Below are 26992 nucleotides of genomic sequence, written 5' to 3'. Positions count from 1 at the left end.
CAGGGATAGGCTCGTTCGGCCTTGCTGTGCGCGGGAGGGAGAATTTATGAGCAAAACCGTCACCGTCCTTTCAGGGATGATCCGCCCACTAGTCGAGAACCAGCTCCCCGACTGGATCGAGCCCCGCTTCTTCATGAGCAAGCAAGAGGCGATGGAGCTGGCTCCCGGAGCCGAAATCGGCTGGTTCGACATGTACGACAAGAAGGATATGGCGGCTGCCATTACCGCCGCGACGCGGCTCAAATGGCTCAATTCGATCTATGCGGGGGTCGACGGCATGCCGCTCGCTCTGCTCAAAGAGCGCGGAGTCGTCGTTACCAACGGCGCCGGCATCAACGCGATCACCATTGCCGAATATGTCGTGATGGGAATGCTGACAGTCGCCAAGGGCTATCGCGACGTCGTGCGCGCCCAGGACCGGCGCGAGTGGCTCACGGATTCGCCCGGCAAGGTCGAGCTATACGGCTCGAAAGCCCTGCTCCTCGGCTATGGCGCGATCGGCAGGCTCGTGGAGGAGCGGCTGAAAGGCTTTGCCGTCGATGTCACGGTCGTGCGCCGATCACCGGGCGCGAACAGCCTTTCGCCCGACCAGTGGCGTGCGCGGCTCGGCGAATTCGACTGGGTGATCCTCGCAGTGCCCGCGACGGCGGAAACAGAAGGCATGGTCGGCGCAGCCGAGCTCGCGGCGATGAAGCCGAGCGCGACGCTTATCAATATCGCACGCGGCAGCGTGGTCGATCAGGACGCGCTCGTCACCGCGCTCAACGAGCAGCAGATTGCCTCCGCCTTCCTCGACGTGACAACGCCCGAGCCCCTTCCCCCCGACGATCCGCTCTGGAGCCTCGACAATGCGCATATCACCATGCACCTGTCGGGCCGCGCGCAGGACAAGATGTTCGCCCGTTCTGCGCAGCGCTTTCTCGACAATCTCGATCGCTGGCAACGCGGCGAACCCGTCACCCCGCAGGTCGACCTGACGCTGGGCTATTAGGCGGGTCGTTCCGCCTTCAGTTCGCGCACCAGCGGCTGCAACCGCTCGTCATATTTGGCGAGCATGGTGTGCGCGCCGGCATGGTCATAGAAGCTGACGAGCTCGCGGCCGTTCCAGTGATGAAGCGCGTAGGCGGGATCTTCCGCAACAATCATGGGGCGCTCGTCGGGGTGGTCCTCATCGATCGGTCGGAGGTCGAGCGATACTTGCGGCGCAATCGACGAGCAGATGGCAACGGTGCGACCTTCCCACGCAACGGTGACGCTGCGATGAAGGTGGCCGCAGATCAGTCCGCGCACTTGCGGGTGCCGCCGCACCACCGCGGTAAAGCGATGAACCCAGGGTTCGTCGCTGTGGGTATTCATCCATTCGATGCCGCATTCGACCGGGGGGTGATGCATCACGATGTAGCTCGGCTTGTCCGCATTTTTTGCAAGCTCCGCATCGAGCCACGCCGCGCGCGTGTCGCAGAAGGCGCCGCCGTGGCGCCCCTCCTCGAGCGTGTCGATCGTCACCAGCCGCAATTCGGGAAGTTCGACGCTGTACTGGATAAATCCATTCCCGTCGTCAAAACCGGGAAAATGATCGCGAAAATTATCGCGTAGATCGTGATTGCCGACGCTCGGCCACACCGGAAAGGGGCAGCGCGAAAAGGCGGTCGCGAGCCGGCGGTAGCTCGCAGGATCTCCGCGGTCGGTGATATCGCCGGTGGCGAGCAGCAGGTCGGGACGGTTCGGCCCTTCCATCAACACGTCGAGCACCTCGTCGAGGCGCTTGCGGTTATATTCGGCCGGATTGTCCGGATCGAAACCGATATGGATATCGGTGATCTGGGCGATCAGCATCTCCGTCCCCTGCTCCGTGCCGGCGTGCCGGCCACTCGATGATTATCCACCCCCTCGTCCCGGACTCGATACCGGGGCGCGCCATGTCGCATCGTAAAGGTCTCGCCGTTCCAACCCTGTGATCTCGCGCACAGCGTATACGCCGCGCGGCGGCCCATCTGTGATGGCGGTCACATTCTTGCGGCGCTGCCGCGCCGGTGCCCACGGCTTGTCGCCGTCGCCATGATATTCGTGACACATGGCGCAGGGCGAGTTGGTCGCGGTCTCGACCTTCGCGCTGGCGAGCCGCGCGCCGCTGCCACCGACATGGCAGGTACGGCACTGCGCAAGCCCGGGCACGAGAAGGTCGCTCGCCTCTTTCGACCCCGTTGCGCTCGTGTGGCAGTCGGCGCATTGGGTTTCCTTGTGCGCGGCATGATCGAACCAGCCCTTCTCGAGGAAGCGCGGCGTCTGGTGCACCGCCATCACCCGCCAGTTATTCCCCGCCTGCGGCGCGAAAATGGTGTGGCAGTCATAGCAGGCGCCGCCTTTCGAGAAGACCGCGCGCACCGCATCCTGCGCCCGGCTGGGTCTCAGCGCCGTCTCGCGGAAATATATATTGTAGATCTGTCCCTCGGCATATTGCCCGGGGCGTCGCCGCGCCATGCCGCCGAGCTGAAGCGGCCGCGTCGGCGGGGTCGAGCGGTAATAGGCGTAAAGATCCGCGACCACCTGATCGGGCTCGCCGTGGCGGAGGGTGCGGGTCACGCCGCCAACGGTCTCGAACGCCAGGCTGTGGCACATCGCGCAGTCGCGCTCCATCTTCACCGGCGCGATACGCACACCGTCGGCTTCGGGGCGGTGGCAGTTTTCGCATTCGAGCTTCTGCCCGAACCCGAATTGGCCCCGAAAGCTTGCTGCCATGCGCGCAACGCCGCCCCCCGTCTGAAGATGGAGGTCGTGGGGAAACTTGAGGCCGTCATGATCGAGCACCCGCGTCCCCGCCGCGGCGCGCACCGGACTTGCGCCAGGGGTAGCCCGGACGACCGGGCGAAAATCAGGGTGATCGGTGCCGAAATCCGAAGCGTCGGCGACACCGGCCTTGAACCCTCTTTGTGCGAGCCGCGCCGCCATGCCCGTATGGCAATCGGCGCAGAATGCCTGCGGCGTCGCAGCCATCGGTCCCGCGCCCTCATGTTCGGTATGACAGCCGACGCAGCGCCCTTGCGGCTTGTTGAAGGCGTTTGCGAAGCCTTCGAGAAGCTTCCCGCCCAGCCCCGGCGGCGCCCGCGCGGCGAGCAGCATCGCGGTCGGCGCCCCGGCGTGGCTGGCACTCATCGCCTTGTGTTCGCCCGTGTGACAGCCGATGCACGCCTTGTCGGTGACCGCGACGAAGGGCTCGACGTGGCAGGCCTGGCAATCTTTCTTCAGATTTGCGTGCGCGCTCGACAGCGGTCCCGACAACCAGGCCTGGTCAGCGTGATAGCCCTGAGGCCGCTCGTCGACGCCCCTGTAGCTGTGCCACGCCCAAATCGGTCCGACCAGAAAGGCAAGGAGCACCAATATGGCAAAGGCCCATGCGCCCACGCGCTTGCCCGGCATCGTGCCCGCAAGCGAGAAGGCCCGGGCCTCGTCGACGTCCTTTGAGGAATGCGACAGTTCGTCGATCCTCTCGACGAGGAGGATGATATCCTCGCCCTCGCGCGTGATGGTGAGCCGGTGCCCGCCGAAACGCAGTTCGGCCCCGGCAGCGCTGTCGATATCCGCGGTGTCGAGCGTCCGTCCGTTGAGGTCGAAGCCAAGTCCCTCGAGCGCCGTGACGCGAACGGTCCGCCCGTCCGCGCTCGCGATCATTGCATGATGCGGATTGACGGCAAGATCGGCGACATGGATCGCATTGCCGCTGTCGCGTCCGAGCGAGATCGTGTCGCCGGGCAGCGCCGCATCGCGAATAATCTGCTTGCCCGTCTTGGTCGTCGAGATGCGACGTAGGATGAAGCTCATCGTCCGCGCCTCACCAATAGAAGAATACGCTGATGATGTGCGCCGACAGCGCCGCGATCAGCGCGAAGGTGAGCGGCACATGGACGTAGAGCCAGATTTCGAGCAGCGCGCGAAGGCGCAGGTGCTCGCGAAGCCGCGCCAGCGCTGCCTCCTTCTGCGTCAGCAGCGCGACAACCTTCGCCCGCGCTTCCGCATCGCCTCCGACAGCCTCGGCCAGCGCTGCGCGCGCTGCGGCAGTCGCGCGGTTGGGGTAACGGCCCGTCAGCCGGGCCCGGATCCCGCCGGCAAAAGGGTCCTGTTCGAGCGAGGCGAGGACGGGCGCAGCCTCGCCGGGCGGGAGGGGCTGCGCGGCAGCGTGGAGCTGGCGGTCGAACGCGCGGATCGCCTCCAGCATCTGCATTTGCGTCATCTGCTCGCGGTTATTGGAGAGCGCCTGCGGCAGCAGCGCATAGACGGCGACGCCATAGAGCCCCGACAGGATGACGAGCATCATCAACGCCCAGGCAAGCGTGTGGACGTTCCAGCCGAGCTGGAAACCGGTGTGCCAGGTTCCGATGACAATGAGGCTGAGCCCGAGATAGACATGCGCGGAAGTCCACGCCTTCAGCGACCAGAAATCGCTCGTCATCCGGCGCTTGCGATAGCCAAGCGCCGTGAGCCAGAGAATCAGCAGCGCGCCGATTGTGCCGAGGGTGTAGCCGTACCAGCTGCCGCCATTCGGCCGGGGGCTGACATCGATCAGCGCATAGGAAATGATGACGAGCAGACACAGTCCGCCCGAAATCTTGGCCCAGCGAAAATTGGCATGGCGCAAAAAGCCCTCGTGCCGCCGCTCGCGTACGCGTTCGGTCTGGGTCGCCGCTGCGCGGCGCCGGCGAAATAGCGTCGCCATCAGCCAGCGTCCTCTTCCAGCCGCGCGATCGAGAGAAATTCTTCGGGCGACACGCGGATTGCAGCGCCCGTTGGGCACGCCCGCACGCACGCGGGGCCCCCGGAGAGTCCCTTGCACATGTCGCATTTGACCGCGATCTTCTTCGGCTTCTTGCCCTCGGGCATGTTCGCCTTGGTCCATTTGGGCGACGGTTCACCAGGGCCGGGGCCGCGCCCGAGAAGCAGCCAGCTCAAGAGCCCCGGTTTCGGCGGGGGCGCTGCCTCCATGCGGATCACGCCATAGGGACAATTGCGCATGCAATTGCCGCAGCCGATGCATCCCTCCTCCATGAACACCTCGCCATCGGGGCCGCGGTGGATAACGTTGGGAGGACAGTCGGCCATGCAGTGCGGGTGTTCGCAGTGGCGGCAACTCGTCGGCACATGAAGGTGGGCGAAGGTCTTGCCCGCCTCGCGGTCGAGCCGCGACAAGCCTTCGTGGCTGTCAGCGCAGGCCTTTTCGCAATTGTCGCAGCCGACACAGAGATTCTCGTCGATCAGCAACGCGTCGGTTGCCTCGCCGAGACCCTCCTTCATGATGAAACTCGCGGTGTCCGAGTAAAGGTCGACCGCGCTCGAATAGGTCGCCTTGCGCGATTCGATGAAGCTGTTCATGGCGGCTCGTTCGGCGACGGCCTTCTCTGTTGCCTCGCGCACCTGCGGCCGCGCCGCCAGCATCGCCTTGAAGCCCGCACCGGTCAGCTTGATCACCTCGCTGCCGACTGCAGCTTTCACCGTCGCGTTGCGGGGTGCACCGCTCAGCACCGCCATCTCGCCGAAATAGCTGCCGGCGGGCAGGTAGCGCAGGAAGATCGGTTTGCCGCCGATATTTTTCTCGACCACCATCGACCCTGAGCGGATGACAAAGACGTCGTCCCCCTCGTCGCCCTCTTCCAGCATCGCCTTGCCCGCAGGGACGCGGATCACTTCGGCGCCGTCGACGACGGGCGCCAGATCTTCGGCAGTCAGACCGCCCTTGAAGATCTGGAGAAGCTGGCGCTCTAGCGAGATGCGCTCGATCACGCGCCTGGCCCCGGGCACCGCGCCCATCAGCTTGAGTGCAGCAGTGCGCGATACCTCGACGAAAATGCTGTCCTCACCGGCGCGGATGGTCGCACCGCGCTTACGCCCCGAAATCAGGCCCACCTCGCCAAAAATCGAACCCTGTTCGATCGGCACGGTCACCCCGGGGGCCACCTCGACGAGCGCGTGACCCTCGGCGATGGCGAACAGCGAGGATCCCGGCTCGTCCTTTTCAAATACGACCTCGTCCTTGGGATAGAAGGCCACTTTGGAATCGAGCATGAACTCGCGCATCTGGAGCGGCGAGACCTCGGCGAAGATGCGCACCCGCGTGCGCAGAAATTCGAGCCACTCGCTGACCGATTTCCGCTCGGGCAAGTCGGCGAAGATTGCGGCCAGATCTTTTTCGTCGGCCGGCGTGAGGGCGGTGTTGCCATTGATGAACTCGACGACGTCATAGCCCTGGTTCATGCAGTGCTTGATCAACGGATAGCCCGCGAGCGCGCCAATGACATAGATGCCGGGAACTGTTGTTTCGAAAGTGGGCGATAGCTTGGGAAAGGCCTCGCGGTCGGGGCCGGTGAATTCGATCCCCATCGATTCGACAAAGGCGCGCGGCGCGACCGACCCCAGGCGCGCGACGATGAGGTCGCACTGGATCTTCTCGTCGCCGGTCGGGGTTTCGAGCGTCAACCAGCCCTCCTCGACCAGCTTGGGCTGGGTTTCGGTGCGGATGCTGATCGCGCCATTCTCGCCGGCTTCCATCAGATCGGAAACATTCTTGGCCTTGGCGCGCGCAAAATCCTTCGAGCGGTTGAGGATCGTCACGCGATTCTCAAGGGCTTCCTCGGCGACCCCCAGCGCATTCTCAATGCCCGCGTCGCCCGATCCGACAACCGTGATATGCCGGTCCTTGAAATCCTCCGGATCGTCGACCTGGTAGATGATATGCGGCAGATCATTGCCCGGACAGCGCAGACGGTTCGGATTGCCCTGCGTGCCGATCGCCAGCACGATCGTTTCGGCGGCGAGCACGTCGCCCTTTGCCGTCTTGATCTGGAACGCCCCCTTCTCGCCCGTCACTTCGACGACCTCGGCGTGATAGAGGACATTCACCTTGTTCGCCGCGGCGTCCTCGTCCCAGATGGAAAGGATCGCCTCGCGCGCGCCTTCGTCGAAACGGCAGTCGGAACGCAGGTCGAGGCGATTGGGCGTCGCCATGACGTGCTTGCCCTTCTGATATTTGAAGATCGTATCGGAAAGATGGTCGGTCTTTTCGAGCAGCACATGGCTGAGACCGAGCTGCGCGGCGCGCGCAGCCGCACTGAGGCCGGCGGGACCCGACCCGATGATCGCTACCCGGACCGGGTCGCTCATAAGGCGCCTGCGCCCAAGCGGACCGCCTGAGGCAGTCGTTTGTCGCGGACACAGACCAATGCGCCTATGGGCATCCAACCCCCCATCGCCAGCCCCCGGCGATCTTTAACGGATGCGACCCGAACTTATGTTCTGGGAGTGAAGCTATGCCCTTGAAAGCGGGCCGAGGTCAACCGGTGACGAAGAAACTCCGGTCCGCCATCAGGCGAGTTCGAAAATCGCAGCGGTCCGGTCCGAAGCCACCGGTTCGAAGCGCGACCAGCCGTCGGGACCGAGCTTCTCCAGGGGGCGGAAACGCGCCTTGTAGGCCATGCGTGCCGAACCCTCGATCCAGTAGCCGAGATAGACATAGGGCAGCCCCGCACCCGCGGCCCGCTGCACATGGTCGAGAATGACATAGGTGCCAAGCCCCTCGCGCAGCGGGTGCGCCGTGTCGAAGAAGCTGTAGATCATCGACAATCCGTCGCCCTGGCGGTCGGTCAGGCAACAGCCGACGAGGCGTCCGCGGCTGCCGTCGGGCGTCGGCTCGCGATATTCGATCATATAGGTGTCGACAGGCGTCTGCTCGACCATATCGGCGAAATCCTGCTCGTCCATGTCGGCCATGCCGCCGTTCGGGTGGCGCGACTGGAGATAGGCATGAAGAAGGCTATATTGCTCGTCGGTCGCCCAAGGCTTGCAGGCGGTGGCGACGAGATCGCCGTTGCGTCGCAGGTTCCGCTTCTGCGACTGGCTCGGTGTGAAATCCATTGCGCAAACACGCACCGATACGCAGGCTGCGCAGTCGGTGCAGCTCGGTCGGTAGGCGACCGACTGGCTGCGGCGAAAGCCGATGCGGCCAAGGGCATCGTTGAGCTCGCTCGCATTATGCCCCCCGAGCTCGGTGAACACCTTGCGCTCCGTCTTGCCCGCCAGATAAGGACAAGGCGCGGGGCTGGTGACGAAGAAGCGCGGAAAACGAAACGGCGCAGACACGCGAGACAGGCCTCCGGACTTGGTTATGCGAGCCCTCCCACGCGGGTCCCGACATGTGACATGCACCGAATATGCCGCGCGCCGTCAATGGTGCAAACATCATTTACCATTTTTGTCCGTCCCGAACTGAATCAGAGGCAGAATTTTTCTGAATCGCGCGGTAACTTTGTGCCGATCTGAATCAATTGGATCCCCGTCTTCAGCGAAACGAGGGATAAAGGAAGCCGGCGGCCCCGCCCCGGCATCCGCGGGCAAGTGCGCGGGTGGGTTGCCCGCTTGGGCGCCTTGTCCGAACCTTTGAAATCGCGACCTAACGCCAGAGAATCTGACCGCCCGGTTCGATGAGCGACTTAAGCTTCTGAAGCTCCGAGATGAGGACGTCGAGGCTTTCGCGCTTGAAAACGAGCGGAAGCTCGGCTCCGCCCTGAAGCCGCATGAACAGCATGGGCTCATTCTGCTCGGTTTTTCCCGTCTGCATCCCAACGGGGCGGATCAACTGCGCTTCGCGGTCCTGCCCGTCGAACTTCTCAAGTTCAGCGACCAGCGCGCTCGCGAGAACCGGAGCACATTCAAGACCGACCTCAATTCGGTGCAGCGCCTCGTCGTCTCCCTTCAAAGCGAAGTGCAGCGCGCCATCCTTCGCAGACCATTCGACAACCTCGACAAATTTCAACGCGAATTCCTTTTCATGCAGCAAGCAGCGGCGCGCGCAATGCCTCAGTCCTTTGGATAGAGAAGCCGCGCCGGCCGGCGCTCACGGGCCGTCTTGAACAGCGAATAGGTCTGCCCGACGATTTCGGTCACGCCCGTGATCGACGCCATATAGCTTTCAAGCTCGGGGGTCTTCTTGGCCTCAATGAGCCGCGTCGGTGCCGCGGGATCGGGGCCGTCGAAGCGGACGCAAAACAGCGGCTCCCCGCGCCGCAGGATCAGATCCCTGGTCGTGTCGTGCCACTCGAACGCCCATTGCAACGGTCTCGGCCAGACATCGATCGGAAAGCGGCCGTTGATCTGAATGCCGGGGCGGTCGGGCGTATGGTGGAAGATGGGGGGATATTGATTGACGTAAACCGGATCGTCCGAAACGAAGACATAAGACGTCAGCATCTGGAGCACCGGCCGCTGCGGATCGCGCCATTCGTGTCGCGGCTGAAATACGATCCAGCGCTGCAGCGCCTCGGCCCGGATCGGACTTTTGTCGGCGAGAACGTTGGTTATCTCCATCCCGCCGGCCGTCAGGTTCAGCCGCAAATGAACGTCGATGGGACAGTTGATGACGAAGTGCCGGCGGTCGAAATCCAGCACCGAGGGACATTTACCGACCGACCGGGGATCCTTGCTTTGGGACTCGACCCGTACCGGCCGCGGGGTGTCCCAAATGACGCTCGCGCCTTCGACATTGAGCAGCCAGCCGACAGTATAGGCGCGCGATTCGCCTCGAGCAGCGTCCTCCGAACTTGGCTGGGGTTCAGCCTCCGCGGCGAGCGCACCCTTCGAAAACAAGTTCTTCAACATTTTAAAAACCGGTACCCTTTACTCACCGCTGCGGGGACCAGCGCATTACCGTATCGACCTTACGAATCCTAGACAGGAGTTTCGGGCGGCGCGCAGCATATGTCCTCATGGAGCCGCCGCGCCCTATTGCCTATCTGGGCACTCGATCATCCATAGCCTCTCAATTCATCGCCGGTCAGCGTCGCGACATGCAGCACGTTGGTCGATCCCGGCGTCCCGAAGGGAACACCGGCCATCATGACCAGCTTCGAGCCCGATTTCCCGATGCCGTGTCGCAAAGCCATGCGTTTGCCTTTGGCGATCATTTCCTCGAAGCTTCCGATGTCCTTGGTGGGAACCGCATGTGCACCCCAGAGCAGCCCCATTCGCCGCGCCGCCTCGCGTTTCGGCGTGAGCACCAGCAGCGGCGCTCCTGGCCGCTCGCGCGCGACGCGCCGGGCGGTCGAGCCCGATGCGGTGAAGCAGATGATGGCATCGGCACCGATCGTCCCGATGATGCTCCCCGCCGCCTCGGCCAGCGCGTCGGCGGTGGTCGCGTCGGGGAAGGTCTCGGTGAAATGGAGACGGCGGTAATAGTCCGGGTCGCCTTCCACCGACCGGGCAATCGAATCCATCATCGTCACCGCCTCGACCGGCCAGGCCCCTGCCGCGGTCTCGGCCGAGAGCATGATCGCATCGGCGCCGTCATACACGGCAGTCGCGACGTCCGAGACCTCGGCGCGCGTCGGAGTCGGTGAGACGATCATCGATTCGAGCATTTGCGTGGCGACGACGACCGGCTTGCCCATCCGGCGGGCGGCCGCGACGATACGCTTCTGGAGCGGCGGAACCGCCTCGGGCGGAAGTTCAACGCCAAGGTCACCGCGCGCGACCATGGCGGCGTCGGCAAGCTCCAGTATCTCCTCAAGCCGTTGCACGCCCGAAGGCTTCTCGAACTTCACAAGCAACGCCGCCTTGCCGCCGATCAGCCGCCGCGCCTCGGCGACATCCTCGGGGCGCTGAACGAAAGAAAGCGCGATCCAGTCGACATGCTGGTCGAGCGCGAAGGCGAGGTCCCTGCGATCCTTTTCGGTCAGTGCGGCGAGCGGCACCACCACGTCGGGGACGTTGACCCCCTTTCGGTCCGAGATCCGCCCGCCCACCTCGACAAGCGTCTCGATCCGGTCCGGGGTCACGCTTTGCACGCGCAGCACCAGTTTGCCATCGTCGACGAGGAGCCGCGTCCCCGGTTCAAGCGCCGCAAAAAGCTCCGGATGCGGCAGGTGGACGCGCGCTGCGTCGCCCGGCGCCTTGTCCGCATCCAGGACGAAGCTCTGGCCCTTCGTCAGTTCGGCGGGGCCCTGCCGAAAGGTGCCGACCCGCAGCTTCGGTCCTTGCAGGTCGACCAGGATTGTCGTCGGTCGGCCGGTTTCCTTTTCGAGCGCGCGGATCGCGGCGATCACCTTGGCGTGGCCGTCATGATCGCCGTGGCTCATGTTGACGCGAAAAGCGTCGGCGCCTGCCCGGTGAAGCGCCGAAATCATGTCGGGATTAGCGCTCGCAGGACCAAGGGTCGCCAGGATGCGCACCTTGCGCTGGCGGGGGGTGAAACTGTGGACCACGATTGCTCCGCCTGTCTTCTTGCCGTTACGGTCCCTGCGGGGCATGGCGCGTTGATCGTGTCATGGCAACCGCCGTATAGCTATTCAACCCGTAAAGGAGAGAAACGTCCGATGTCCTGCAGCGAAGACCAACCCCTTGCTCCCGATGCACTCGACGATCTCGATGACGCGGTTGCGGCCACCGCCTTTCGCCGGCTGGTGAGGCTGCTGCGTCATCGCCACGATGCGGCCAACATCGAGCTCATGAGTCTTGCCGGCTTCTGCCGCAACTGCCTTGGCGACTGGATCGCCGAGGCGGGTGGCATGAACAAGGAGGCCGGGCGGACGATCATTCACGGCATGCCGACCGCCGAATGGAAAGCGCGCTATCACGTCCCTGCAACCGCGGAGCAGCTCGCGCGGATGGAAGAAAGCATGGCCAAGAATCCCGGACCTCGCTAGTTGGGCGCCGGCGCGATTCTCTTGCGCCGAGAAATCCAACCCCAGCGGAGTCCAATATGAGCGAAGCCACCACTGCCGACGAACAACTGCGCCTTTTCATCGAGCGCATCGAGCGGCTGGAAGAAGAGAAAAAGGGCATCGCCGACGATATCCGCGACGTCTATAACGAAGCCAAGTCGCAGGGTTATGATCCCAAGATCATGCGCCAGATCGTCCGTCTGCGGAAAATGCCGGTTCACGACCGCAAGGAGATGGAGGCGATCCTCGACGTGTACAAGTCGGCGCTCGGCATCGACTGAGACTAAACCGCAAGCAGGGAGACGACATGATGTTCAGCACCACGACACCCACCGTCGAGGGCCGTCCGGTCCGCGAATATCTGGGCATCGTCACCGGCGAGGTGATTGTCGGCGCGAACATCTTTCGCGACCTTTTTGCAAGCATCACCGATATCGTCGGCGGCCGTTCGGGCAAATATGAGGACGTTCTTGCCCGCGCGCGCAAGGAGGCCCTCAGCGAGATGGAGGCCGAGGCGGCGAAGCTCGGCGGCAACGCCGTGATCGGCGTCGACATCGACTATGAGGTTCTCGGCCAGAATGGGTCGATGCTGATGGTCTCGGCGAGCGGGACGGCGGTTGTCCTGTAGACGCCGCCCCCGCAACGCAGCGGTTGTCTCGAAAAGCCGCGCACGCTAGGGCGGCGCCAAATTTTTCCACATCGATGGAGGTAGGCCGTGGCCGGCCATAGCAAATTCAAGAACATCATGTACCGCAAGGGCGCACAGGACAAGAAGCGCAGCGCCCTCTTCTCGAAGCTCGCGCGCGAAATCACGGTCGCGGCAAAAATGGGTCTGCCCGACCCTGACGCCAATGCTCGTCTGCGCGCCGCGGTAAACGCCGCCAAGGCGCAGTCGATGCCCAAGGACAATATCCAGCGAGCGATCGACAAGGCGTCGGGGAGTGAAGGCGAGAATTACGAGGAGATCCGCTACGAAGGTTACGGCCCAGGCGGCGTATCGCTGATCGTCGAAGCCCTCACCGACAACCGCAATCGGACCGCGACGAACGTCCGCACGGCCTTTGCGAAGAATGGCGGTAATCTCGGCACTACCGGCAGCGTCAGCCATGGCTTCGACCGGCTCGGCCAGATCACCTATCCGGTGAGTGCGGGCGACCCCGACACGGTGTTTGAAGCCGCGCTCGATGCTGGCGCCGACGATGTTGAATCGTCCGAAGACGGCCACGAAATCTGGACGAGCGTTGAAAATCTGCACGAGGTCGCCAAGGCGCTCGAAGCGAAGCTGGGCGAGGCCGAGGGTGTGAAACTCGCCTGGCGGCCGACGCTGAAGAGCGAGGTCACCGACGAGGCAACCGCACAGACGCTCTTCAAGCTTATCGACACGCTCGACGACGACGACGATGTGCAGACCGTGTGGGGCAATTACGACATTCCCGATGCCGTGATGGAAAAACTTGGCTGACAGCCGAAATTCGGTCGCATCGCGCGGCGCTGCCTTGGCCGCTGACCGCACACGCCTTCGGCCTACCCGTGCGCCGCGCCATGCGCCCATGGCTGCATGATCATTCTCGGCCTCGATCCCTCGCTATCGTGCACCGGATGGGGCGTGATCCGCATCGAGGGCAGCCGGATCAGCCATGTCGCCAACGGCCAGGTCAAAACCGATGCCAAGGCCGCCCTGCCCGAGCGTCTTGCACATCTCGACACGGTGCTCGCAGCCGTGATCGCCGACCATGGTCCGATGTGCGCGGCGGTCGAGGAAATCTTCGTCAACGACAATCCGCAGTCGACTCTGAAGCTCGCGCACGCCCGCGGCGTCGCGCTGCTCGCCTGCGCGCGGGCCGGCCTTCCCGTCGTCGAATATGCCCCGCGCCTCGTCAAGAAAGCGATCGTCGGCACGGGCGGCGCTGCAAAGGAGCAGGTGCAGGCGATGCTGCGCGTTCTGCTGCCGGGCGCCACGGTCGCAGGCGCCGATGCGGCCGACGCGCTGGCGGTAGCGATCTGTCACGGCAACCACCGACCGCGATCCTGACGTTCAATTCCCTGCGCGCCGAAGGGAATTTTATTCCCTTTTCGTTCTCCCCGCGTTAGGCCCGTGAAATGATCGCGAAACTCACCGGACGGCTCGACAGCAGCGGCGCAGGCCATGCCGTAATCGACGTCGGGGGCGTTGGCTATCTGGTCGAGGCTTCGGCGCGCACCCTCGATGCGCTGGGTCCCGTCGGCGGCGACGTCACCATTCACACCGAGATGCTCGTCGGCGAGGATTTTCTTCGCCTCCTTGGCTTCGCACGGGCCGAGGAGCGCGACTGGTTTCGTCTGCTGACCAGCGTCCAGGGCGTCGGCGCCAAGGTCGCGCTCGCAATCCTTTCGGCGCTCGAGGTCGCTGATCTTCAGCGCGCGCTTGCTGGCGGTGACAGCGCGATGATTGCGCGCGCCAACGGCGTCGGGCCAAAGCTTGCCCAGCGCATCACGCACGAGCTCAAAGACAAGGCGGGAGCCTTGGGCGGTCTCGCCGGAAGCACCGGTTCCGCGATGACGCCGGCTTCAGGACCGCTCGGCGACGCAGTGGCCGCGCTCACCAGCCTGGGTTTCAAACCCACTGAAGCCAGCGGAGCGGTCGCGGCGGCAAATGAGGAGCTCGGCGCCGGAGCAACGCTCGACGCCCTGGTGCGGGTCGCGCTCAAGAAGGCTGCGAAATGACGGACATGGCTCGCCGCGCCGCTTGCCGCTGCGGCCAGATCCGTATCACCTGTACGGGCGAGCCGATCCGGGTCTCGGTGTGCCATTGCCGCGAGTGCAAGGCGCGCAGCGGCAGCGCCTTTGCCGCGCAGGTGCGCTTTTCCGCGGAGCAGGTCCGCATCGAAGGCGAAGACCGGGCGAAAATGTGGCAGTTCACCGGCGAAAGCGGCAACACTGCCGACTTCTTTTTTTGCGGCACCTGCGGCTCGGGCGTCTGGTACCGGGCGCGGCCCTATCATGACGCCTATGCAATCCCGCTCGGCAATTTCGAGCCCGGCCACGGTTTCGTGCCCCATTATTCGGTCTTTGAGGAGCGCAAGGAACCTTGGGTCTCGATCACCGGCGAAGCAATAGAACATTATGACTGAGCGCCCGGATCATCCTGGATATCCCGCGGCATTTCTGTCTCCCTATGCATTGGGCTGGGTCGCGCTGGCACTCGAAGGGCTGGTGTTTGTGACGATCGCCTCGGCCGCTCTCTTCGCAATGTGGGGGGCATTTGGCGACCGGATGGCAGATTGGCTTCCCTTCCTCCCGTCAGCGGCTGGGTCGGCCCTTGTTGCAGCCTTGCTCCTCAAGCTGGTCATGCCATGGGTCCACCCGGCGACGCGTCGGATCAGCCTCTGCCCCTCGTGCGGCAAGCCGACACTCCTGACCAGCCCGGATCTCGACGAATGGAACGTCCGTGCCAACCCCGAAGGCTACTGCGCAGGCGATCGGCGCTTTCACCCCGAAGAACGATGCTCGCAGTGCCATGCCGACTTGCGCAAAGTGACATAGCGGGGGATGAGCAACAACGTGACCGATCTCACCTCCCCTTTGCGCACGCCCGAGGATGCCGACGCCGCACTTCGGCCCAAATCGCTCGCCGAATTCGTCGGGCAGGCGGCAGCGCGCGAGAATCTGCGCATCTTCATCGAGGCGGCGAAGGTTCGATCGGATGCGCTTGACCATGTACTCTTCTTCGGGCCGCCCGGTCTTGGAAAGACGACGCTCGCGCAGATCGTGGCGCGTGAACTCGGGGTCGGCTTTCGGTCCACGTCGGGACCCGTGATCGCCAAGGCGGGCGACCTTGCGGCATTGCTCACCAATCTTGAGGACGGGGACGTCCTGTTTATCGACGAGATCCATCGCCTCGCCCCTGCGGTCGAGGAAATCCTCTATCCGGCGATGGAGGACCGCGCTCTCGATATCATGATCGGCGAGGGACCGTCGGCGCGCAGCGTCCGCATCGACCTTCCCAATTTCACCCTCGTGGGCGCGACGACGCGGCAAGGCCTGCTGACCACCCCGCTGCGCGACCGGTTCGGTATTCCGGTGCGGCTCAATTTCTATACCCACGCCGAGCTTGAACAGGTGATCAGCCGCGCGGCGCGCCTGCTGGGCCTCGCCATCGCGCCCGACGGTGCGCTCGAGATAGCCAAGCGATCGCGCGGAACGCCGCGCATTGCCGGGCGGCTTCTGCGCCGTGTGCGCGACTTTGCAACCGTCGCCGGCGCGCCCATCGTCGATGCGAAGACCGCCGACGCCGCGCTCAACCGTCTCGAAGTCGACGCGCTGGGGCTCGACGCGATGGATCGGCGCTATCTCACCATGATCGCGGACATTTATCGCGGCGGTCCCGTGGGCGTCGAGACGCTCGCCGCGGGGCTTTCGGAGCCGCGCGACACGATCGAGGACGTCATCGAGCCCTATCTGCTTCAGATCGGCCTCATCGCCCGTACCGCGCGCGGACGGATGCTCAACGCGAGCGCGTGGAAGCATCTCGGGCTCAATCCTCCGGCCGGCACGCAGGACGGGCTCTTCGACCAGGCGAAATAGGGCGGAAAACTCGGGCTTCCTCCGCCAGATGCCGCGGACCTGCGACGAATGGTGAAAGGGGGGTTTGCGACGAGTCGTGCACCGGCTATCGGTCAGCCATGACCGACGTCCCTCCCCCTTTCGTCCCCGGCGCTTTTGTGGGAGCGGCGCATCATTACCGCGTGCGCGTCTATTTCGAGGACACCGATCTCAGCGGGATCGTCTACCACGCCAATTATCTGCGCTACATGGAGCGCGCGCGGTCGGACATGCTGCGGCTCGCCGGTATCGACCAGCGTGCCGCCATGGACGCCGGAGAAGGCGCGTGGGCCGTGACCGACCTTGCAATCAAATATCTGCGGCCCGCAAAGCTCGACGATGACTTGCTGGTCGTGAGCCTGGTGGAGGCGGTGCGCGGCGCGAGCGTGGTGATCGCTCAGCGCATCCTTCGCAGTCATCAAACGTTAAGCGACGAAATGCTGACGGACGGCCGGGTCACGGCCGCCTTTCTGTCGCCCGAAGGCCGGCCGCGACGCCAGCCGGCGGGCTGGGCCAGCCGCTTCACCGCGATCATGAATGGAGAGAGCATCCCTTGCTAGACAATATCACGCTGGCCGCCGACGCGGCGACCCTGTCCCCCGTCGCGCTGTTCCTGCACGCCGACTGGATCGTCCGTTTCGTGATGATCGGACTGCTGCTCGCGTCCATCTATGTCTGGGCCGTGATCCTGACTCACGGTCGCGGTACCGGCAAGATGATACGCGCCTCGGAGCGGTTCGAGCGCGATTTCTGGCGGGCTGGCAACATCGACAAATTCTACGACGAGAATGGCCGCGAGGAACTCCCGAGCGCGAAGGTGCTTGCAGCGGGCATCTCCGAGTGGCGTCGATCAACCGCGGGCAAGACAGTCGATCGCGAGGGCACCCGCGAGCGGCTGGGCGTGGCAATGAACGCTGCGATTGAGGGCGAGGTTGACCGGCTCGCGGAGAAAATCGGCACACTGGCCACCATCGGTGCCGTCGCTCCCTTCGTCGGCCTGTTCGGCACCGTCTGGGGAATCATGCGATCCTTCTCGGAGATTGCGGCGCAAAACAATAGCAGCCTTGCCGTCGTGGCGCCGGGGATCTCGGAGGCACTCTTCGCGACCGCCATCGGCCTCTTTGCCGCCATTCCGGCAGTGATCGCCTACAATGCCTTTTCGCAGCGGCTGAACCGGCTCGAATCTCGGCTCGGCCGCTTTGCCGACGGGCTGCACGCGACCTTCAGCCGCGAACTGGAGGTCGAGGCCTGATGGCGATGAGCGGACCATCCGGCGGCCCCGGACGGCGGCGCGGACGCGGCGGGCGCCGCGCGCCGATGTCGGAGATCAACGTCACCCCCCTCGTCGACGTGATGCTGGTGCTGCTGATCATTTTCATGATCACCGCGCCGCTTTTGACCGCCGCGGTGCCGATCGACCTGCCCGACAGCCGCGCCAAACCGCTCGATACCGAGGAGCGCGAGCCCGTTCAGCTCTCGATCGGCGGCGATGATACCATCTATATCGGCGAAGATCCTGTCAGCGAGGCCGAACTGCCCGCGCGGCTCACCGCAATCGCGCAGGCCGATGCAGGACAGGATCGGCCGCGCCAGATCATGCTGCGCGCCCACAAGGGGCTCGACTATGGCCGTGTCATGCAGGTCATGGGTGAGCTTAACCGGGCCGGCCTTTCGCGCATCGCGCTGGTCACGACCGGTTCAGAATCCGGACAATAGGTTCAGAAAATGGCCGAACAACGGGCATCAAGGGGGACCGAACGCACCAGCGTCGCCATCGCGGCGGCGCTGCATGTCGTCGTCATCGGTCTGCTCTCGGTGCAATGGACTGCAGGCGACCGGCGGTTCGACAATCCGCCGATGGAGGTCGACCTGATCGCCGAGACCGCGGCGACGTCGACCGCGCCGGAGATCAGCGATCTTCCGCCCGCCGCGCGGCTGGGCGAGGAATATGCGACCGACATCCCGGCGCCTGAACCCGAGCCGGTGCCCACCCCACCGGCTCCCGACCCGGTCGCAGCACCAACGCCTGCCCCGGCGCCCAAGCCCGTCAAGCGCGCCGAGCCCGCACCGCCCAAGAAGCAGCCGGCGCAAAAGGCCGCGCCCAAGCCTGCGCCCAAGGCCACGCCCAAGTCCGAGGATCGCCCGACGCGTCCCACCGGCCGGCTCGACGGCATCGCGGAAGGTCTGTCGCGCACGCAGCCAAAGCAGTCCTCGAGCAAGGGCGCGCCGGCGCAAGCGACGGCCGCCGAGGTCAAGCGATCGATTGACGTGAGCATCAAGGCGGCCGTCGGGCCGCGCTGGAACAGCTGCCGCGTATCGGGTATCGACGTCGATCAGCTCAAGACCGTCGTGAAATTCCGCCTCACGCGGTCGGGTGCGCTCGCGGGTTTCACCAGTGTTACGACCACAGGCGAGAACGAGAGCAACAGATTCCAGATACAGCGCCACCAGGAGTGCGCAAAACGGGCGGTCGAACTCGCCGCGCCCTTCGATCTGCCAGCTGAAAATTACGATTTCTGGCAGAATTACACGCTCGATTTTATCAAGAGGTAAGAGAGATGACCCTCCGCTCATTCAGCCTATCGCTCGTGTTTCTGCTGACCGGTGCGCCCGTTATGGCCCAGCAGACCCCGACCCCCACGGCGCCGACGCCGCCTGCGGTCACTCAGACCGAACCGCGCGAAACGATCGAGGGTCAGCTTTCGCAAGATCGCACCGTCATCGCGATCCCCGCGCTCGCAACGCCTGCGGTCGCGACCGTCGCGGGGCTTCGCACCGACAATCTCGGCCGGCAGATTGCCGAGGTGATCGCCGCCGACCTTGAGCGAAGCGGGCTTTACGCGCCGCTCGGCCCGGGGAGTGTCCGTGCGATCACCATGCCCGAAGTGACCGCCCCGCGCTTTGCCGACTGGAAGGCGCGCAATGCCGAGAATGTCGTCCACGGCTTTGTGCGAACGAGCGGCACCGGCGGACTGATCGTCGGCTGTTACCTCTATGACACTGCGCTCGGCAGCGAACTGGTGCGCCAGGGTTTCGAGATCCAGCCCGGCGACTGGCGCCGCGCCGCGCACAAATGCGCCGACGCCATCTATTCGCGCCTGTCGGGCGAATCGCCCTTCTTCGACAGCCGCATCGCCTACATCGCCGAGAGCGGTCCCAAGGGGAACCGCACCAAGCAGCTCGCGATCATGGATTCGGACGGCGGCAACCACAAGTTCATCACCAACGGCCAGGCGCTGGCGCTCAGCCCGCGCTTCTCCCCCGATTACAAGAAGATCGTCTATGTGAGCTATCTCGCCGACCGAGTCCGCGTCTTCATCTATGACGTGGACAGCGGCACACAGAAGCTGGTGACCGAAAGCCGCAACGCAACCTTCGCCCCGCGCTGGTCGCCGGACGGGCGCCAGATCCTCTTTTCGATGGCGGTCGGCGGCAACACGGACATCTACCGCATCTCGGCCGAGGGAGGGACGCCGGTACGGCTGACCACTGCGCCCGGGATCGACGTCGGCGGCAGCTTCTCGCCCGATGGCAAGAAAATCGTGTTCGAAAGCGACCGCTCGGGCAGCCAGCAGCTCTATACCATGAACATCGACGGGTCGAACCAGCAGCGGATCAGCTTTGGCGGCGGCCGCTACGCCACTCCCGAATGGTCGCCGCGCGGGGATCTCATTGCCTTCACCCGCATGGGCGGCGGCGAGTTTCGCATTGGCGTGATGACACCATCGGGCGGCGGGGTTCGCATGCTCACGAACAGTTGGCAGGACGAAGCGCCGACCTGGGCGCCGAACGGCCGGGTCATCCAGTTCTTCCGCACCACCCCCGGGCGCGAAGGCAAATCGAGCATCTGGCAGGTCGACCTCACTGGCGTGAACCTACGCCGCCTGCCTACGCCGCGCGACGGATCCGACCCGAGCTGGGGGCCGATTCGGCCCTGAGCGTGCGGAACCAAAGCACGCCCTTGGGGTTCAAAAAGGGTTCCTTAGTCATTCCAACATAGGTTAAGCCCGCATAATTGGGATCAAATGCAAAACAACAGAAGGACCGATGCCATGACGATACGCAAAACCACCGCCATGATCGCGGCCATCACCATGCTGGCGGTCGGCGCCTGCTCGAAAAAGGCACCCGACACCCTGCCGCCGGCGCCCGAAGGCACTGACACCGGCTCGGATAGCGGTATCGGCAATGCCGTAATCCCCGGCTCCCAGCAGGATTTCCTCGCCAACGTCTCGTCCGACCGCATCTATTTCGATTTCGACCAGTATAATGTCGATGCGGAAGACCAGGCCACGCTGCGGAGCCAGGCGGAGTGGCTGCAGCGCAACCCCAATGTGCGGGTCACGCTCGAGGGCCACGCCGACGAACGCGGGACGCGCGACTACAACCTCGCGCTCGGCGAACGCCGCGCCAATGCTGCGAAAAATTATCTCGCCTCGCTCGGAATCGACCCGAGCCGCATTCAGGTCATCAGCTATGGCAAGGAACGCCCGGCCGAGCTTGGATCGAACGAAGCAGCTTGGGCAAAGAACCGCCGCGCAGTGACGGTCGTTATCGGGCAATAAGCCCCGTCCACCAAGGCCAGAGCGGTACCACCACAAAGGCCGCGGCGCACAGGAAAACACCGAAGGGGACCCGCCGCAGTGTCAGCGGCCGGTCCCCTTTTCCTCGGGAGAAGAGCGCCCACCCGATCCCGGTGAGGCTGGCAAGAAGCAGCAAGAGCGGCAATGCCTGCCAGCCCAGCCAGGTGCCAATGGCCGCAACCAGCTTCGGATCCCCGCCGCCCATGGCCTCGCGGCCGTGCGCGCGGCGCCAGCTCCAGGCAATGAGCGCAAGGGTCAAGCCGCCTGCGAGCGCCCCAAGCCAGCGCTCCAACAACGTCGTGCCCATCAAGGGACCCGCGAAGATGAGCCCCACGAGGGCCAGCAACGCGTTGAGCGGATCGGGCAGCCACATATGGCGGGCATCGAGCAGCGCGAGCGGCAGGAGCAACCACCCGAAAAGCGCCCAGATCCAGCCTTGCGCGCCCGGCATGAGCGCGAGCGCGAGCGTAGCAAGGAACGCGGACGCAAGCTCGACGCGGCCGTGGAGCTTGTCAATCGGTGCGCCGCACAGGCGGCAACGGCCGCGCAGCCATAGCGCCGAGAAAAGCGGTACAAGGTCTCGCGCTTCGAGCCGCGCGTTGCAGCCATCGCACTGCGAACGCCCGGCAAGCGAGCGCCCGGCGGGCCAGCGCAGCACGAGGGTCGCTATGAAGCTGCCGAGGACCCCGCCGATCAATGCCGCAAGAGCAATTTCCGCGCCCCAGGGCAGGCAGCCGGCGGCGGCGTCCATATCAGAAGCGACCGCTGGTCGTGAGCCGGAAGCTGCCCTCGCGGGCGCGAAAACCGAGCGCGGCGAGCGCGGCCGCCATTGCAGGATCCTTATCGACGATGATGGAAAATTCCGCCCGCCAGGCGCCGCTGCCATCGAAGCTTATCTTGAGCCGCTCCATTCCCGACTGGCTGGCGAGCGCTGCCTGCGCCCAGCCTTTCGAGCACGACAGCGGGCCTGAAAGTCCGCGGGACAGGTTGAGCCCCGCGATCGGCGCTGCGACCGTTAATTGTAGCCGTCCCCCGGCCTCGACGCATCGCCCCGCTGCGCCGAAACGGACCCTCGCCTCTTCGAAGCGTAGCGCCTCAACGGGAATATTGCCGAGGCCGCCCGATAAACTCGTCATGCCGTTGACGTTTGACAGTCCGCGGGGATCGCTGCCGTGCAGCCGTCCCGTCAGCGCCCCCAGCCGCGCATCGTCGCGCTCGAAGACGAGGTCGGTACGCCCAGTCAGCAATGCGAGCGGTGACAGGCGGGCCTGAAGCGTCCCGAGCGGCAAGGCGCCCAGCCGCGCGTCGACGATCTCGGCGGACCATACCGATCCCTTGACCGTCTGCGCGCTGAAGCCGGCGTCGGAGGCTCCCGAGAGGCCGAGCGCGAGCCGCATCGGAAAAGTTGCCATGATCAGCAGCAGCGCAAGCAAGGCTGCAACGCCGATCAATCGCTTCGGTGCGCGCGTCATTGGCCGCTTTTCCGGATGTCAGCGGTCATGCCCACCGTGCCGTCGCGGGCCGGTATGATGGTAAGCGCATCGAAGACGAAGCCCTGCGTTTCGAGCGAGGCGATCCATTCGGTGAGGACCGGCGCCTTGGCAGTCGCAATTGCGATGCTTGCCTGCCCCGCGCCGCGGGCCTCGTTGCGGTCGAGCGTCAGCCCGATCTCGCCCGCCGATTGCGCGAGAAATTGATCGATCGCAACAGCCTCCACCGCCGCTGCCACCGATTTCGCGGGTCGCTGCGCGAGCAACGCGATCTTGGCAGAAACCCGGCCCTCGCGCTCAACCGCAGCGCGGTGATTGTTTTCCAGATCGGCAAAGGCCGCATAGGCTGGACGTCCGAGCGCCCACAGGAGCACCCCCGCCGCCAGCGCTCCCGCCACGCCGACAAGCCAGCGCTCACGCTGCGAGAGGCCCGTCCACCAATTTTGCAGCTCTTCCCTCATGGCACCGCCCGGATCGTGATATTCGCGATCTGCTGTCCGTCAGGGCCCGCCATCGGCTGCGCAGTCACGCGGTAGCCTCGCGCCTGGAGCGCGAGCAGCACGCGGTTGAGATCCTCGACGCGCGGTGCTGCGAGCGAGGTCGTGAGCGTGCCATCGGTGCGGTGCGAGAGACTCTTCAGCGTCACCCCGGGCGTATCCTGCATCGCGCCGTAGAGTGCCGAGGCGGGTACGGAAAAAGCAAGCGGCCCGCCGCCCGCCGCGGCAAGGCGCCGGTCGATCTCGGCCTCCGCGGCCTCGGCGTCAGGGGCGCTCACCCCTGCCTTCTTCGCCGCCGCGACAACCGCCGCATCGGCGCGGCGCGTGTCGGAGCCGAGACGAACCGCACGCACGATGGGGATCGCAAGGCTGACCGCGACGAGCGCTACCAACATCCGCTTCCCCCACAGCATCACCACCGGATCGACGCCCCAGCGCCGCTTCGGCTTCCACGCCCCGCTCAGTAGATCGAGGGGCGGCGCGGCGAGCGACAACAGCAGCGCTTCGCGCATCCGTTCGGCATCGAGCGGCACGATCGCTTGCCCCGCAGCGATCAGCGGATCGAGTTCGGGGTCGGAGACATAGGCACGCTCATGTGTTCGCACGATCTGCTCGCGCCCAACGATGGCGGTCCACAGCGTGTCGGGTTCGGGCGGCGGGACCATGACACCCGCCGGCACGATCGCCGATGGCTCGAGACCGTGTGTAGCCAGCCATGCATTCCAGGCCGCCATCGCTGCGTGGGTCGTCACCGCTACCGGCACGGCCTGTCCTGCCGCTGGAGGCTCACCGGCCACCAGGTGGAGATCAGCGGGAGCGCCCAGACAATCCTTGAGCGCCTCCACCCGCGCCGCAGCCGCCGCCTGCGGTGGAGACGCATCAGGAAAATGGTGCCAGCGGACCGGAACATCAGCGGCGGGAGCGAGCACAATCAGCCGGTCCTCGCCGCCCGTCCCGCGAGGCGGGCGCCCCCAGCTCTCGACCCAGCCGTCGTCCTGCCCTGAATCGGTCACAACGCCGTCGTCGACCCTGAGCCAGGCGATATCGGCGGGCATGAAAGCGCCATCGAGCGCGGCGAGGGGCGGCAGCCAGAGAACGAGTGTCGACGTCATTTCAATCGCTCTCGCCCCAATCGCGGCGCACGATCGCCGGCGGCGCCATCCCCGCGGCCGGCGCGCCGCCCCAGGCATCGATGAGCGAGCGTGCCGTCAAATCCCCGTCCCCCAACCTCACCTGCGCCGTCAGCGCGAGCCATCGGCTCGTCACGCCCGCCTGGTCGCCGACGCCGCCCGGCGGGTCGAGCCGTTCCAGCGCGCGCGTCTGCCAGAATCCTACGCTGCTGCCATAGCCGCCGGCGGGCCGCGCGGCCAGCGCTGCCCGAGCATCGGCGAGGCTGATCTCGCCCGGCATCAGCATCGCGACCAGCGGCGCCCGTTCTGGAGTGAGCGTGTTGACATTGAGTTTCACCGGATCGGCGGCGGGAAGAACGCAGATCCACGGCGTCATCCGGGCATAAATCTTGAAGGTTACGCCGCGCACCGCGCGCCACTCACTGATGTGGGCCATCATGCGGTTGGCTGGGAGGTAACTTATCTCGAGCGCGCGATAAACGCCGTCCTCCGCGCCCAGCGGCGCTTCGTTGCTGTCGCTGTCAATCCAATCCGCGGTCGCCGCCGCGACCGACTCCGCCTCGCCGCGATCAACGCCGAGCAGCGCCATCAGTTCGCTAAACTGGCGAACCGCCACGGCCCGCTGACTGAACTTGCCAGGCGAGGTCTCGGCAACGAGGCTATTGAGATTGAAGCAATTATTCGCATCGCTGAGCCGCGCCCTCCCCTCTCCACCCGGCAGGGGCAAAATGAAATCGCGTTCCAGCCAGTCGCCCGCGAGGGTGAGCCTGGTCGGGTCGCGCGTCACCAGATCAGCGACCCGGCGCAGCGCGATCTGCTCGGCAGCAAGGCTGTAGGCGCGGCCTTGGTCAATCGCCGCAGCACTGCCCGCGATCCGCGCTGCGAGGGTCAACCGGTCGAGCGCCGTCGCCGCGATCACGGCCATCACCGCGACGAGCAACAATACGCTCAGAAGCGCTGCCCCGCGCTCGTCTGTACCGCGCATCATGGCAGGGGAGCCTGACGACCGGGCGGCACGGGCGGGACCGGCGCGGTGAGGAACAGAAGGACGAGCGGCGCGCGGCCGGTGCGCGTCAGCCGCACCTCGACCGCGCGCGGAAGCCGATCGGTGGGCCCCGAATTCCAGGCCTCACTCCAGTTGCCGGCTTCGTCGCGATAGCGAACCGCGGCGGCGCTCACCTCGCCCGCGAGCCTATCGCCTTCACCCAGCGGGGTGCCGTCGAGCATCGGTTGCGCCGCACGGCGCCATTCATTTCCCACGAGCGCATAGGCGACGCGCTCGACAGCCGGGCGCGGCCCCGCATCGCGCATGCCCGCGCCGCCGTGCACGAAGGCAAAGCCGGTTGCCGAACCGATGAAAGCGGGGACCGGCTCGCCCGACGGGCCGCGGGTCGCCCGCGGCAGGGCCTGCGCGAGATCGTTCGCCATCACCGCGCGCAACCGGTTGATTCCGCCCATTGCCTTTAATCGTGCCTGCACTGCGTCCTGCGTGTCGACGCTACTGCGCAAAAGCCCGACCCCCATGGCCGCGATCGCCGCAAAAATCGACAGCGCCACGAGCATCTCGACCAGCGTAAAGCCGAGGGCGGAATGGCCAGAACCCGTTCGCACCCGCCTGATCGAAACGCGGGAGGTCTTTCGATCCCCTCCAATGGGAGAAGCTGCCCTGAGCCATGTGAGGGCATGCGGACAACGCCAGAGACAAAGGACCTTCATCTCGCCGACCGGAGGATGGTGAGCACCGCCTGCCCGCGGCCGCGGTGGGGCCGGACGGTCAGGTCGATACGCAGCAGCTTGTCGTCGTCGGTCTTCGCGACGCGCTGGTCGACCCACCATTCGCGCCCCGCATTGGCCACGCGGCTCGTGCTCGCCCCGATCGTCGGCGGGGCAGGGTCGGTCCACAGCTCGACCGCTCGGTTCTGGGCGACGATGCCTGCCATGGTGCTTTCGTCAAGGTCACCCGCGGTGCGCACGGCATAGGCATCGAGCCGCACCAATGTCAGCGCCGCGATGCTGATGATGCTGAGCGCGACCAGCATTTCCAGAAGGGTGAAGCCGCCCTCGCCGGCTAGAACCTCACGGGCCACGGCTCACCTCCCCTGCCGCAGACACGCGCACGACCTCGCGCGCGGCGCCCCCCGTCAGCACGACAGTTTGCGGGGTCGGGCTGGTGCCGACACGATCGAAAAGGATCCGCGTCACGCCAGTGCCACTTTCTGCGTTGAAACGAAGCGCGTGGGGCCAGCTGCGCTGCTCGAAGGCACGGCCGGGGAGCGGTTGCCACGTGCCATCCACCCGCCGCGCAAAACCATAGCCTGACGGCGCGAGATTGACGGCGACGCTGCGCCCCTCGATCACGGCGACATCGCGCGCGGCGGCAAGGCGTGCAGCGAGCCTGTCGGCCTCGCCCCGGACGCTGCGTTCCTCTCCGGGGATAGTGATGACGACGGCCGTCGCGGCGAGCGCGAGAATGGCCAGCACGACCATCAGTTCGACGAGCGTGAAGCCGCGTTCGCCCGAAAAAGGCTCAACTCTCTCCGTGGATGTCGGCATTTTCATCTGTCCCGCCCGGCGCGCCGTCGGCGCCCATCGACCAGATATCGAAGGCGGCGCCATTCGGGCCCGGGGCCTGATACATATAGGGGCGACCCCAGGGATCCGCGGGGAGCTTCCTGATATAGCCGCCGCGGCGATAGCGTTCAGGCTGCGCCAGCGACGGCGGCGCGGTGACGAGCGCATTCAGCCCATCGCTTGTGGATGGGTAAACCATATTATCGAGCCGATACTGCTCCAGCGCACCTTCAAGCTGCGCGATATCGGCCTTTGCCTTGGTGACCATCGCGCGGTCCTGGCTCGGCAGCACGTTGATCATCACGACCGTCGCAAGCAGCCCGATGATGAAAATGACGACCATCAGCTCGGTCAGGGTAAATCCACGCTCGCCCCTGCGGCGAAATCGCGTAGCGGCGGGACGCGATGTGTCGAGCATCAGGCTAAGGATGAGCTTCATCA

The 26992-nt window shown here is 65.3% G+C and carries 33 protein-coding genes; 16 read left to right on the top strand and 17 right to left on the bottom strand.

Translation table 11 applies throughout. The annotated features are described in order from the left end of the window. Positions 1-46 precede the first annotated feature (46 nt). Positions 47-991, top strand: coding sequence for a D-2-hydroxyacid dehydrogenase (locus LH20_RS03250; RefSeq protein ID WP_053552982.1), 945 nt, complete (start codon positions 47-49; stop codon positions 989-991). Here the strand turns inward: LH20_RS03250 and LH20_RS03245 are convergent. From LH20_RS03245 to pyk, 8 genes are all read right to left on the bottom strand, one after another. Next, entirely contained in the window at positions 988-1836 is an 849-nt protein-coding gene (locus LH20_RS03245) for a phosphodiesterase (RefSeq protein WP_053552981.1), read from the bottom strand. The genes LH20_RS03250 and LH20_RS03245 overlap by 4 nt on opposite strands. Positions 1837-1878: 42 nt before the next feature. Next, entirely contained in the window at positions 1879-3819 is a 1941-nt protein-coding gene (locus tag LH20_RS03240; RefSeq protein ID WP_053552980.1) for a cytochrome c3 family protein, read from the bottom strand. Positions 3820-3829: 10 nt separating this feature from the next. Then, the gene (locus LH20_RS03235; protein ID WP_053552979.1) at positions 3830-4711 is read right to left on the bottom strand and encodes a hypothetical protein; all 882 of its coding nucleotides are present in this window, start codon (positions 4709-4711) and stop codon (positions 3830-3832) included. After that, positions 4711-7149 carry an FAD-dependent oxidoreductase gene (locus LH20_RS03230; RefSeq protein WP_053552978.1) on the bottom strand — a complete coding sequence of 813 codons (2439 nt, stop codon included), beginning with the start codon at positions 7147-7149 and terminating at the stop codon, positions 4711-4713. Before LH20_RS03230 ends, LH20_RS03235 begins: the two co-directional genes overlap by 1 nt. Positions 7150-7350: 201 nt before the next feature. After that, entirely contained in the window at positions 7351-8124 is a 774-nt protein-coding gene (locus tag LH20_RS03225; protein WP_053552977.1) for an arginyltransferase, read from the bottom strand. A 310-nt stretch (positions 8125-8434) separates the two neighbouring features. After that, complete coding sequence (locus LH20_RS03220) at positions 8435-8797, bottom strand: hypothetical protein (protein ID WP_053552976.1); 363 nt, start codon at positions 8795-8797, stop codon at positions 8435-8437. Between the two features lie 44 nt (positions 8798-8841). Continuing rightward, entirely contained in the window at positions 8842-9639 is a 798-nt protein-coding gene (locus LH20_RS03215; protein ID WP_200905423.1) for a hypothetical protein, read from the bottom strand. A 146-nt stretch (positions 9640-9785) separates the two neighbouring features. Beyond that, positions 9786-11240 carry a pyruvate kinase gene (pyk, locus tag LH20_RS03210; protein ID WP_053552975.1) on the bottom strand — a complete coding sequence of 485 codons (1455 nt, stop codon included), beginning with the start codon at positions 11238-11240 and terminating at the stop codon, positions 9786-9788. Between the two features lie 111 nt (positions 11241-11351). Between pyk and LH20_RS03205 the strand changes: the two genes are divergently transcribed. The 15 genes from LH20_RS03205 to pal all read left to right on the top strand — a co-directional run bounded on the left by LH20_RS03205 (position 11352) and on the right by pal (position 20845). After that, positions 11352-11681: a DUF1244 domain-containing protein gene (locus LH20_RS03205; RefSeq protein ID WP_053552974.1), complete on the top strand. Its 330-nt coding sequence runs from the start codon at positions 11352-11354 to the stop codon at positions 11679-11681. Positions 11682-11737: 56 nt separating this feature from the next. Then, positions 11738-11980 (top strand): DUF2312 domain-containing protein, encoded by a 243-nt coding sequence (locus LH20_RS03200; protein WP_053552973.1) that lies wholly within the window; start codon positions 11738-11740, stop codon positions 11978-11980. Between the two features lie 29 nt (positions 11981-12009). Next, entirely contained in the window at positions 12010-12327 is a 318-nt protein-coding gene (locus LH20_RS03195) for a heavy metal-binding domain-containing protein (RefSeq protein ID WP_053556060.1), read from the top strand. 87 nt (positions 12328-12414) lie between these two features. Beyond that, complete coding sequence (locus tag LH20_RS03190; RefSeq protein WP_053552972.1) at positions 12415-13161, top strand: YebC/PmpR family DNA-binding transcriptional regulator; 747 nt, start codon at positions 12415-12417, stop codon at positions 13159-13161. A gap of 96 nt (positions 13162-13257) precedes the next feature. Beyond that, positions 13258-13731: a crossover junction endodeoxyribonuclease RuvC gene (gene ruvC / locus LH20_RS03185; RefSeq protein WP_053552971.1), complete on the top strand. Its 474-nt coding sequence runs from the start codon at positions 13258-13260 to the stop codon at positions 13729-13731. A gap of 68 nt (positions 13732-13799) precedes the next feature. Continuing rightward, the gene (gene ruvA, locus LH20_RS03180; RefSeq protein WP_053552970.1) at positions 13800-14402 is read left to right on the top strand and encodes a Holliday junction branch migration protein RuvA; all 603 of its coding nucleotides are present in this window, start codon (positions 13800-13802) and stop codon (positions 14400-14402) included. Further along, the gene (locus tag LH20_RS03175) at positions 14399-14809 is read left to right on the top strand and encodes a GFA family protein (protein WP_053552969.1); all 411 of its coding nucleotides are present in this window, start codon (positions 14399-14401) and stop codon (positions 14807-14809) included. Before ruvA ends, LH20_RS03175 begins: the two co-directional genes overlap by 4 nt. Beyond that, complete coding sequence (locus tag LH20_RS03170) at positions 14802-15221, top strand: hypothetical protein (RefSeq protein WP_053552968.1); 420 nt, start codon at positions 14802-14804, stop codon at positions 15219-15221. The genes LH20_RS03175 and LH20_RS03170 overlap by 8 nt, the downstream gene beginning before the upstream one ends. Before the next feature lie 6 nt (positions 15222-15227). Further along, positions 15228-16262 (top strand): Holliday junction branch migration DNA helicase RuvB, encoded by a 1035-nt coding sequence (gene ruvB / locus LH20_RS03165; protein ID WP_053552967.1) that lies wholly within the window; start codon positions 15228-15230, stop codon positions 16260-16262. 98 nt (positions 16263-16360) lie between these two features. After that, positions 16361-16840 (top strand): YbgC/FadM family acyl-CoA thioesterase, encoded by a 480-nt coding sequence (locus LH20_RS03160; RefSeq protein ID WP_053552966.1) that lies wholly within the window; start codon positions 16361-16363, stop codon positions 16838-16840. Then, positions 16834-17532 (top strand): protein TolQ, encoded by a 699-nt coding sequence (gene tolQ, locus LH20_RS03155; RefSeq protein ID WP_053552965.1) that lies wholly within the window; start codon positions 16834-16836, stop codon positions 17530-17532. Before LH20_RS03160 ends, tolQ begins: the two co-directional genes overlap by 7 nt. Continuing rightward, the gene (locus LH20_RS03150; protein ID WP_053552964.1) at positions 17532-17996 is read left to right on the top strand and encodes an ExbD/TolR family protein; all 465 of its coding nucleotides are present in this window, start codon (positions 17532-17534) and stop codon (positions 17994-17996) included. Before tolQ ends, LH20_RS03150 begins: the two co-directional genes overlap by 1 nt. A 9-nt stretch (positions 17997-18005) precedes the next feature. Then, positions 18006-18833, top strand: a complete 828-nt coding sequence (locus LH20_RS03145; protein ID WP_053552963.1) for a hypothetical protein — start codon at positions 18006-18008, stop codon at positions 18831-18833. Positions 18834-18838: 5 nt separating this feature from the next. Next, positions 18839-20218 carry a Tol-Pal system beta propeller repeat protein TolB gene (tolB, locus tag LH20_RS03140; protein ID WP_053552962.1) on the top strand — a complete coding sequence of 460 codons (1380 nt, stop codon included), beginning with the start codon at positions 18839-18841 and terminating at the stop codon, positions 20216-20218. Between the two features lie 114 nt (positions 20219-20332). Next, complete coding sequence (gene pal / locus LH20_RS03135) at positions 20333-20845, top strand: peptidoglycan-associated lipoprotein Pal (protein WP_200905422.1); 513 nt, start codon at positions 20333-20335, stop codon at positions 20843-20845. Here pal and LH20_RS03130 read toward each other — a convergent pair. From LH20_RS03130 to gspG, 9 genes are all read right to left on the bottom strand, one after another. Next, a complete protein-coding gene (locus LH20_RS03130; RefSeq protein ID WP_053552961.1) occupies positions 20832-21614 on the bottom strand; it encodes a prepilin peptidase in 783 nt (260 codons plus the stop codon). The genes pal and LH20_RS03130 overlap by 14 nt on opposite strands. Before the next feature lies 1 nt (position 21615). Continuing rightward, on the bottom strand, positions 21616-22335 hold the full coding sequence (gspN, locus tag LH20_RS03125) for a type II secretion system protein N (protein WP_053552960.1): 720 nt from the start codon (positions 22333-22335) through the stop codon (positions 21616-21618). Further along, positions 22332-22814: a type II secretion system protein GspM gene (gene gspM / locus LH20_RS03120; protein ID WP_053552959.1), complete on the bottom strand. Its 483-nt coding sequence runs from the start codon at positions 22812-22814 to the stop codon at positions 22332-22334. Before gspM ends, gspN begins: the two co-directional genes overlap by 4 nt. Next, complete coding sequence (gspL, locus tag LH20_RS03115) at positions 22811-23962, bottom strand: type II secretion system protein GspL (protein ID WP_053552958.1); 1152 nt, start codon at positions 23960-23962, stop codon at positions 22811-22813. Before gspL ends, gspM begins: the two co-directional genes overlap by 4 nt. Position 23963: 1 nt before the next feature. Then, positions 23964-24968 (bottom strand): type II secretion system minor pseudopilin GspK, encoded by a 1005-nt coding sequence (gspK, locus tag LH20_RS03110; protein ID WP_053552957.1) that lies wholly within the window; start codon positions 24966-24968, stop codon positions 23964-23966. Continuing rightward, positions 24965-25591 carry a type II secretion system minor pseudopilin GspJ gene (gene gspJ / locus LH20_RS03105; RefSeq protein WP_235527095.1) on the bottom strand — a complete coding sequence of 209 codons (627 nt, stop codon included), beginning with the start codon at positions 25589-25591 and terminating at the stop codon, positions 24965-24967. The genes gspK and gspJ overlap by 4 nt, the downstream gene beginning before the upstream one ends. Positions 25592-25692: 101 nt before the next feature. Beyond that, positions 25693-26067: a type II secretion system minor pseudopilin GspI gene (gene gspI / locus LH20_RS03100; RefSeq protein WP_268796091.1), complete on the bottom strand. Its 375-nt coding sequence runs from the start codon at positions 26065-26067 to the stop codon at positions 25693-25695. Beyond that, positions 26057-26533, bottom strand: a complete 477-nt coding sequence (locus LH20_RS03095; RefSeq protein ID WP_083455260.1) for a GspH/FimT family pseudopilin — start codon at positions 26531-26533, stop codon at positions 26057-26059. The genes gspI and LH20_RS03095 overlap by 11 nt, the downstream gene beginning before the upstream one ends. Next, complete coding sequence (gene gspG / locus LH20_RS03090; RefSeq protein WP_321164234.1) at positions 26508-26990, bottom strand: type II secretion system major pseudopilin GspG; 483 nt, start codon at positions 26988-26990, stop codon at positions 26508-26510. Before gspG ends, LH20_RS03095 begins: the two co-directional genes overlap by 26 nt. Positions 26991-26992: the final 2 nt, after the last annotated feature.

This window comes from Sphingopyxis sp. 113P3 (genome assembly GCF_001278035.1).
In the GTDB taxonomy this organism is placed as follows: Bacteria; Pseudomonadota; Alphaproteobacteria; order Sphingomonadales; family Sphingomonadaceae; genus Sphingopyxis.
Note: the sequence above shows the minus strand (reverse complement) of the source record. Positions and strands in the feature narration are given on the sequence as shown.

Coding starts and splice junctions, on each gene's coding strand:
- LH20_RS03250 (WP_053552982.1), top strand. CDS start 47: ATGAGCAAAACCGTCACCGTCCTTTCAGGGATGATCCGCCCACTAGTC.
- ruvA (WP_053552970.1), top strand. CDS start 13,800: ATGATCGCGAAACTCACCGGACGGCTCGACAGCAGCGGCGCAGGCCAT.
- LH20_RS03095 (WP_083455260.1), bottom strand. CDS start 26,533: ATGCCGACATCCACGGAGAGAGTTGAGCCTTTTTCGGGCGAACGCGGC.
- LH20_RS03215 (WP_200905423.1), bottom strand. CDS start 9,639: ATGTTGAAGAACTTGTTTTCGAAGGGTGCGCTCGCCGCGGAGGCTGAA.
- tolB (WP_053552962.1), top strand. CDS start 18,839: ATGACCCTCCGCTCATTCAGCCTATCGCTCGTGTTTCTGCTGACCGGT.
- LH20_RS03150 (WP_053552964.1), top strand. CDS start 17,532: ATGGCGATGAGCGGACCATCCGGCGGCCCCGGACGGCGGCGCGGACGC.
- LH20_RS03235 (WP_053552979.1), bottom strand. CDS start 4,711: ATGGCGACGCTATTTCGCCGGCGCCGCGCAGCGGCGACCCAGACCGAA.
- gspL (WP_053552958.1), bottom strand. CDS start 23,962: ATGACGTCGACACTCGTTCTCTGGCTGCCGCCCCTCGCCGCGCTCGAT.
- gspK (WP_053552957.1), bottom strand. CDS start 24,968: ATGATGCGCGGTACAGACGAGCGCGGGGCAGCGCTTCTGAGCGTATTG.
- gspM (WP_053552959.1), bottom strand. CDS start 22,814: ATGAGGGAAGAGCTGCAAAATTGGTGGACGGGCCTCTCGCAGCGTGAG.
- LH20_RS03200 (WP_053552973.1), top strand. CDS start 11,738: ATGAGCGAAGCCACCACTGCCGACGAACAACTGCGCCTTTTCATCGAG.
- LH20_RS03175 (WP_053552969.1), top strand. CDS start 14,399: ATGACGGACATGGCTCGCCGCGCCGCTTGCCGCTGCGGCCAGATCCGT.
- ruvC (WP_053552971.1), top strand. CDS start 13,258: ATGATCATTCTCGGCCTCGATCCCTCGCTATCGTGCACCGGATGGGGC.
- LH20_RS03170 (WP_053552968.1), top strand. CDS start 14,802: ATGACTGAGCGCCCGGATCATCCTGGATATCCCGCGGCATTTCTGTCT.
- gspG (WP_321164234.1), bottom strand. CDS start 26,990: ATGAAGCTCATCCTTAGCCTGATGCTCGACACATCGCGTCCCGCCGCT.
- LH20_RS03240 (WP_053552980.1), bottom strand. CDS start 3,819: ATGAGCTTCATCCTACGTCGCATCTCGACGACCAAGACGGGCAAGCAG.
- LH20_RS03195 (WP_053556060.1), top strand. CDS start 12,010: ATGTTCAGCACCACGACACCCACCGTCGAGGGCCGTCCGGTCCGCGAA.
- LH20_RS03205 (WP_053552974.1), top strand. CDS start 11,352: ATGTCCTGCAGCGAAGACCAACCCCTTGCTCCCGATGCACTCGACGAT.
- LH20_RS03230 (WP_053552978.1), bottom strand. CDS start 7,149: ATGAGCGACCCGGTCCGGGTAGCGATCATCGGGTCGGGTCCCGCCGGC.
- LH20_RS03145 (WP_053552963.1), top strand. CDS start 18,006: ATGGCCGAACAACGGGCATCAAGGGGGACCGAACGCACCAGCGTCGCC.
- ruvB (WP_053552967.1), top strand. CDS start 15,228: ATGAGCAACAACGTGACCGATCTCACCTCCCCTTTGCGCACGCCCGAG.
- LH20_RS03245 (WP_053552981.1), bottom strand. CDS start 1,836: ATGCTGATCGCCCAGATCACCGATATCCATATCGGTTTCGATCCGGAC.
- LH20_RS03160 (WP_053552966.1), top strand. CDS start 16,361: ATGACCGACGTCCCTCCCCCTTTCGTCCCCGGCGCTTTTGTGGGAGCG.
- gspN (WP_053552960.1), bottom strand. CDS start 22,335: ATGACGCGCGCACCGAAGCGATTGATCGGCGTTGCAGCCTTGCTTGCG.
- pal (WP_200905422.1), top strand. CDS start 20,333: ATGACGATACGCAAAACCACCGCCATGATCGCGGCCATCACCATGCTG.
- LH20_RS03130 (WP_053552961.1), bottom strand. CDS start 21,614: ATGGACGCCGCCGCCGGCTGCCTGCCCTGGGGCGCGGAAATTGCTCTT.